This window comes from Pseudomonas sp. UBA6276, from assembly GCF_002438365.1.
In the GTDB taxonomy this organism is placed as follows: domain Bacteria; phylum Pseudomonadota; class Gammaproteobacteria; order Pseudomonadales; family Pseudomonadaceae; genus Aquipseudomonas; species Aquipseudomonas coleopterorum.
The window spans coordinates 22155-28947 of the sequence record NZ_DJUS01000043.1 but is presented as its reverse complement, the minus strand read 5'-3'; the positions used below and the strand labels follow the sequence as shown (position 1 = coordinate 28947).

Here is a 6793-nt window from a genome sequence, read left to right as displayed (position 1 = left end):
CTTCTGGCCGGCCAACCAGGTCGAGGATGACGACATCGAGGTCTACGGCGACGACGGCCAGCCGCTGGCGCGTTTGCATCATCTGCGTCAGCAGATCATCAAGACCGATGGCAAGCCGAACTTCTCCCTGGCCGACTTCGTGGCGCCCAGGGACAGCGGCGTGACGGACTACGTGGGCGGCTTCATCACCACTGCAGGCATCGGTGCCGAAGAGGTGGCCAAGGCCTATCAGGACAAGGGCGACGACTACAACTCGATCATGGTCAAGGCCTTGGCGGACCGCCTGGCCGAGGCCTGCGCCGAGTGGCTGCACCAGCAGGTGCGCAAGGAGCATTGGGGTTATGACCCCGAGGAGACCTTGGACAACGAGGCGCTGATCAAGGAACAGTACAAGGGCATCCGCCCTGCCCCCGGTTACCCGGCCTGCCCGGACCACACCGAGAAAGGCACACTGTTCGACCTGCTCGATCACAACGGGCAGAGCGGCGTGACGCTCACCGAGCACTACGCGATGTTCCCGGCGGCGGCGGTCAGCGGCTGGTATTTCGCTCACCCCCAGGCGCAATACTTTGCCGTGGGCAAGATCGATCGGGACCAGGTGCAGAGCTACACGGCGCGCAAGCAACAGGATCTGGCCGTCAGCGAGCGCTGGTTGGCGCCGAATCTGGGTTATGACAACTGAGGCAGATGCTGTTGCCGGTACTGGGTCAGCCTCGGCTGAACCAGTACACCGCTGTCGCCATGACCACCACGATCATGAAGCCTATGGCCCAGGCGTCGACATGGCTGTCGTTTTTGCGGGTTTTCAGGGAGTTGCTCATCGGCATCGTCTCTTGTGATTTTGTTGGACGCTGGTTCCAGTAAAGCCCAACAAAGGCCTTTCCACAAGTAAGGTCAATGACTCACCAAAGGCAACCGAACACCGCCTTGAGTTCTTCGATGGCCTCCTCGCTCAAGGGTGCAGGCCGTGGCTGAGTCATCAGCCACAGCCGTGCGGTTTCCTCCAGTTCTTCCAGTGCATGGCTGGCCTTCGACACGGAGCTTTCCCACACCACCGGGCCCAATCGTTCCAGCATGACTCCCCTCACCTGATCGGCCAAGGCCGCGACTTGTGTGGCGACGTCGGGCGAGCCCGGACGCTGGTACTGGATCAATGGGATGTGCCCCACCTTCATCACCTGATAAGGCGTGAGCGGCGGCAGAATGTCCTGGGCGCTCCACACCCCAGCCAAAGTCAGGGCCACCAGATGCGTGGAGTGGGTGTGGACCACGCCATTCACTTCTGGGTTACGGTCGTACACCTGGCGATGCAGGGCCAGGGTCTTGGATGGCTTGTCGCCGCTCACCCATTCACCCGCCGTGGTGACTTTGGCGATGGTGTGTGGCTGCAACCTTCCCAGACAAGCATCGGTTGGTGTGATCAGCCAACCGTCGTCGAGGCGCGCACTGATGTTGCCGGCGCTGCCGACGGTATAACCACGCTGGAACAGGCTCAGACCCACTTCGCAGATTTCTTCGCGCAAGGCGTGTTCGTTTCTCACGAAAAATCTCCCGCCAGGCAGGCCAAGGCCTTGGCAAAAAAGTCCACGCTGCCAAAGTTGCCCGACTTGAGCGTCAGCGCAAGCGCAGTGGTGCCGCCGAAGGCCACGGTGGCCGGCACGCCAGGATCGATCTGACGGCCGATACGCAAGCCTTTGACCTGCAGCGCCTGCACCACCGCGCCCGACGTTTCGCCACCTGCGATGACGAAGCGGCGCCAGCCTCTATCCTGCAGCTGTGCCGCGATCCCGCCAAGCGCCTTCTCGATCATGGCGCCAGCCTGCTCCGCACCTAGCTCTCGCTGCACGGCGGCCACCTGCTCGGGACTGCTGGTGGCGTAGATCAGCACCGCTTCGTCGCGATCGGCGAAGGCCACGGCCTGGGCCACGACCGGCTCGCCACGGGCGATTGCCAGCGGGTCGATGCGAAAGGCCGGGCAACCTGCTTCCAGCCAGGCGGCGACCTGGCCATTGGTGGCCTTGGAGGTACTGCCTGCCAAGACCACGGCGCGGCCTTCGATAATAGGCATCGCAGCGGCATCGCCCGTGCGCAACAGGCCCTGGCGGCGGAAGTTCTCCGGGAGGCCCTGGGCCACCCCCGAGCCGCCTGTGATCAAGGCGAGGTTCGCGCAGGCGTGTCCCAGGGTCTGCAGATCCTCGTCACTCACGGCGTCGGCAATGGCCACACTTACGCCTTCGGCCCGCAGTTCGTCCATACGCATGACGACCGCAGAGGCGCCCTGCCCGACCACGTCGTAGCGCAACAGACCCACCGCACCGGTGGTCTGCTCGTCCAGCACGCGGACCAGGTTGGCATCTTGCATCGGTGTGAGCGGGTGATGCTGCATGCCGCATTCACTGAGCAGGCTGTCCTGAACGAACAGATGACCACGGAACAAGGTGCGGCCGGTCTCCGGGAACGCCGGACAGGCGATGGTGAAATCGCTGCCGAGGGCTTCCAGGAGTGCCTCGGTGACCGGGCCAATGTTGCCCTCTGCCGTCGAATCGAAGGTCGAGCAGTATTTGAAGAAGAACTGCTGGCAGCCATGCTCGCGCAACCACGCCAGCGCCTGCAACGATTCGGCAACGGCGCTGGCCGCCGGCGTGGTACGGGATTTGAGGGCGATGACGATGGCATCTGCCTCCGCAAATTCCGCCAGATCACTGTCTGGAACGCCAATCGATTGCACCGTGCGCATGCCGCCGCGCACCAGGATGTTGGCGAGATCGGTAGCGCCGGTGAAGTCGTCGGCGATGCAGCCGAGCAGTGGGCGATGGACAGCGGTCATGAGTGGCATCTCCTGCACAGGTCACCGTGGCGGGCACGGTGCATGTTAATTATTGGTTCATCTGAGCGATTCAATGACCCAATACTACAATCGAAAGCGATCGGTATGTTAATCCATGTTAAATAAATTGACCTGAATGTGAAATCCACACTATCGTGCTGTCACTCGGGAGCTACGAATCCATAACAAATATTGTTCATCCGGTGGTCGCTGCCGATTTCCCTTCACCGAGGACGAACCATGAATTTCGAATTGCTGTTCGCTGCACAAGCCGATCAGGCCGTACGTTACGCACTCACCGGCGCCAAGGGGGGGTTCTCGCGCACCTTGCTCGCCCAGACCCGGCTGATGCCCAATCTGGTCCCCGCCGTTCTGTGCGACCTGGACGTGCCCGGCCTGCATGGGCTGTGCGTCGAACTGGGCTTTGCCGCAGAACAGCTACACATCTGCAACGACGCCGCTGCGGTTGCCAGTGCACCGGCCGATGCCATTGTGCTGATCGCGGACGTCGCCCTCCTGCAGGCAGCCCGCTACGACATTCTGGTGGAAGCCACCGGCAACCCTGCGATTGGCTACCAGGTCGCCCGGCGCGCCATCGAGGACGGTCGTCACGTCGCCATGGTCAGCAAGGAAGTGGACTCGGTTGCGGGTATCGCCCTGTCCCGCCTGGCTGCACAACACGATGTGGTCTACACCACCGCCGACGGTGACCAGCCGGCCAACCTGATCGGCTGGGTCAGCTGGGCGCGTGTGCTCAAGCTGGACATCGTCGCGGCGGGCAAGTCCAGTGAATACGATCTGGTGTTCAACCCCGAGGACGGCAGCATCACCCAGCTTGACACCACCATTTCCGCGCCGGCCATGGGCGAATTGCTGCGTCTGGGCGACGACATTCCCGCTACCCTGGAAGCGCGTCGCGCTGCCTTGAATGGCCTGAAGACGTCCGCTACAGCCGACTATTGCGAAATGTCGGTGGTCGCTACCAATACCGGTCTGGTGCCGGATGTGGAGCTGCTGCACTACCCGATTGCCCGTACCAGCGAATTGGCCGACATCTATGCCCTGCGTGAAGACGGTGGTGTGCTGTGTCGCAGCGGTGTGATCGAGGTGTTCAACGTGCTGCGCCTGTCAGACGAGGCCAGCTTTGCCGGGGGGGTGTTCGTGATCATCCGCACCCACGACAAACCGACCTGGGAATTGCTCGCGCAGAAAGGCCACGTGGTGAGCCGCAACGGACGTTACGCCTGCCTGTACCTGCCCTACCACTTCATGGGCGTGGAAACGCCGATCACCCTGCTCAACGCCGTGCTGCACAAACGAGCTTCGGGCACCGACAAGCCGAGCCAGTCGACCATTCTGGCCGGACGCGCCACGGTCGATATCGCTGCAGGCACCGTGCTGGAAATGGGTGGCCACCACCACGACGTGACCGGTGTGCAGGCCGTGCTGCTGGGGCGTTCGGATGCCCCCGACGATATCGCTCCGTTGTACCTGACAGCCCACGCCACCGCCGCGCGGAACATCAAGGCTGGCGAGCTGCTCCTGATAGGTGACATCGAACAGTACAACGATGAATTGCACCGCGCCTGGCAGACCGGCCTGCAATCGGCCTGATCGCACAGCGGCCTTGAGCCGATACCGGTGCCTGACACGGGCACCGACGTCCACTTCACAGGTTCCATAAAAACATGAATAGCGAACTGCTGATTTTCGCGATGGCCGCCGGCGCCATCGTGGTGTTGATCCTGCTCATCACCAAGCTCAAGCTCAACCCGTTCCTGGCCCTGACCCTCACCGCGATCGGCCTTGGCCTGCTCAGTGGTGCGGGCGCCGGCGAGACCATTGACAGCTTCGCCAAGGGCTTCGGCTCGGCGCTGGCCAAGACCGGGCCGGTCATTGGTCTGGGTACGCTGCTGGGCGGCATCCTGCTGGGGTCCGGAGGCGCCGACCGCATCGCCAACGCGTTCATCGGCCAGCGTCCGGTGCAGTACGCACCCTGGGCGATCTGCGCCGCCGCATTGCTGATCGGCATGCCGCACCTGTTCGACGTCAGTTTCATCATGCTGGCGCCACTGGTGTATACGGTGGCCAAGCGCACCCATAGCCATCTGCTCTACATCGGTCTGCCGCTCGCCGCGGGCCTGTACGTGTCCCACGGCCTGCTGCCGCCACATCCCGCGCCGACGCTGGCGGTCGCCGCGTTCCACGCCAACACCGGCCTGACCATTTTCTACGGCTTGTTGATCGCCGTGCCCACCGCGATCATCTGCGGGCCGATCTTCACCCGCCTGATCAGCCCCTGGTTTGGCCCGGCGCCTGACCTCACCGCCGGCCCGGTGGGTGCGCGTGAAGTCAGCCCCGATCAAAACCAGGTGTCACTGCTGTCGTCGATCATCGCCGTGCTGCTACCGCCCGGCCTGATGCTGGTCGGTACCTTGGGCCTGGCCTTCAGCGTCAAGGGCTCGATGGCCTATGCGGTATTCAACGCCTTGAACAATCCGATCCTGTCGTTGTTGATCGCGGTCATCTTTGCCTTCTTCGCCTTGGGCCTGCGCGCCGGGTTCAACCTGGGCCAGGTGCAGAAGATGGCCAGCCAGGGTCTGGCACCGCTGGGCGCGATCGTGATGATCCTGGGTGCCGGCGGCGGCTTCAAGGAAATGCTTACCACCATTCACCTGGATGCACTGATCACTCACCATGCTTCGGGCTGGGCGGTGAATCCACTGATTCTAAGCTGGGGCATCGCGGCGCTGCTACGCATCTGCGTCGGTTCGGCGACCGTCGCCACCGTCGCTGCCACCGGGATCGTCGCGCCTCTGGCACTGGCCTATCCGGGCCTGTCACCGGAGTTGCTGGTACTGGCGACCGCCTCGGGTGCCGTGATGCTGTCCCACGTCAACGATTCGGGCTTCTGGCTGTTCAAGGAATACTTTCAGCTCAGTGTGGCGCAGACCTTCCGCACATGGACCCTGATGCTGTGTCTGCAATCGGTGATCGGTTTGCTCGGTGTTCTATTGATCGAAGCGGTGATTCGCTAAGATGTCCGCCTGACTATCTGCCTGCACGCCACGGAGCCTGAATGCCCACCGACGAGGATCTCGCCATCACTGGCGCCGCACCGATGATTCCGGACCAGCGCCGGGAACAGATCCTGCGCCAGTTGCGCAAGCATCAGGTGCTCAGCGTGCACCAGCTGACGGAAATGTTCGACTGCTCGCACATGACCGTGCGTCGCGATATCAGTGTGCTAGAGCAGGAAGGCCGTGCGTATTCGGTGCCTGGCGGTGTGCGCATCGCCAGCCAGTTGCACAGCGAGCCCAGCCACCAGTCCAAGGCGGTCGCCGAACAGCCACAGAAACAGGCCATGGCGGTTCTGGCGGCAGGTTTGCTGCGCAATGACATGACGGTGTATCTGGATGCCGGCACCAGCACGCTGGAGATCGTCCCGCACATCGCTGCCCTGTCGGGCATGACCGTGGTGACCAACGACTTCGGCATCGTGCATGCGCTGGCTGAAGCGGTGCATGTGGATGTCATCCACACCGGCGGCCTGCTGGATCACCCCAATCGTTCCTGCGTCGGGGGCTTGGCGGTGGCGACGTTACGCCAGCTGGCCACCGACATTGCCTTCATGTCCACCAGTTCCTGGGACCTGCAACGGGGCATCACCACCCCTTCGGCGCTCAAGGTCGAGGTCAAGCAGGTGGCGATGCAGGCGGCGTCGCAGCGGGTGCTGATCACCAGCAGCTCCAAGTACGGCACGTTCGGGATGTACAAGATCGCCGGCCTAGAGCAGTTCGATGTGGTCATCAGCGACAGTGAGCTGACCGAGGTGGCCGCCGAGGCCATTCGCAAGCTGGGTGTGGAAGTGCTATTGGCCGAAGGCTGACGGTCTGGTCTGGTTGATGGAACTCCCTTGCGCGACCGTGGCCAGAACTGCACACAATCCCTGCGGGATCTACTGGC

6 protein-coding genes are annotated in these 6793 nt (G+C 62.9%); 4 read left to right on the top strand and 2 right to left on the bottom strand.

The genetic code is table 11. The features are described from left to right. Window positions 1-682: vitamin B12 dependent-methionine synthase activation domain-containing protein (locus B2V21_RS04885; protein ID WP_286916179.1), on the top strand; the 682-nt coding region annotated here is incomplete at its 5' end. Between the two features lie 220 nt (window positions 683-902). On the opposite strand, the gene B2V21_RS04880 is transcribed toward B2V21_RS04885, so the two are convergent. Together B2V21_RS04880 and otnK are read right to left on the bottom strand one after the other, a co-directional pair. Next, a complete protein-coding gene (locus B2V21_RS04880) occupies window positions 903-1541 on the bottom strand; it encodes an aldolase (protein ID WP_286916178.1) in 639 nt (212 codons plus the stop codon). After that, a complete protein-coding gene (otnK, locus tag B2V21_RS04875; RefSeq protein ID WP_286916177.1) occupies window positions 1538-2827 on the bottom strand; it encodes a 3-oxo-tetronate kinase in 1290 nt (429 codons plus the stop codon). Before otnK ends, B2V21_RS04880 begins: the two co-directional genes overlap by 4 nt. Window positions 2828-3067: 240 nt before the next feature. Between otnK and B2V21_RS04870 the strand changes: the two genes are divergently transcribed. From B2V21_RS04870 to B2V21_RS04860, 3 genes are all read left to right on the top strand, one after another. Continuing rightward, a complete protein-coding gene (locus tag B2V21_RS04870) occupies window positions 3068-4441 on the top strand; it encodes a hypothetical protein (protein ID WP_286916176.1) in 1374 nt (457 codons plus the stop codon). Window positions 4442-4515: 74 nt separating this feature from the next. Continuing rightward, window positions 4516-5865, top strand: coding sequence for a gluconate:H+ symporter (locus B2V21_RS04865; protein WP_090358243.1), 1350 nt, complete (start codon window positions 4516-4518; stop codon window positions 5863-5865). 41 nt (window positions 5866-5906) lie between these two features. Then, window positions 5907-6716: a DeoR/GlpR family DNA-binding transcription regulator gene (locus B2V21_RS04860; protein WP_192068482.1), complete on the top strand. Its 810-nt coding sequence runs from the start codon at window positions 5907-5909 to the stop codon at window positions 6714-6716. The last annotated feature ends 77 nt before the right edge of the window (window positions 6717-6793 follow it).

Coding starts and splice junctions, on each gene's coding strand:
- B2V21_RS04865 (WP_090358243.1), top strand. CDS start 4,516: ATGAATAGCGAACTGCTGATTTTCGCGATGGCCGCCGGCGCCATCGTG.
- B2V21_RS04860 (WP_192068482.1), top strand. CDS start 5,907: ATGCCCACCGACGAGGATCTCGCCATCACTGGCGCCGCACCGATGATT.
- B2V21_RS04870 (WP_286916176.1), top strand. CDS start 3,068: ATGAATTTCGAATTGCTGTTCGCTGCACAAGCCGATCAGGCCGTACGT.
- otnK (WP_286916177.1), bottom strand. CDS start 2,827: ATGACCGCTGTCCATCGCCCACTGCTCGGCTGCATCGCCGACGACTTC.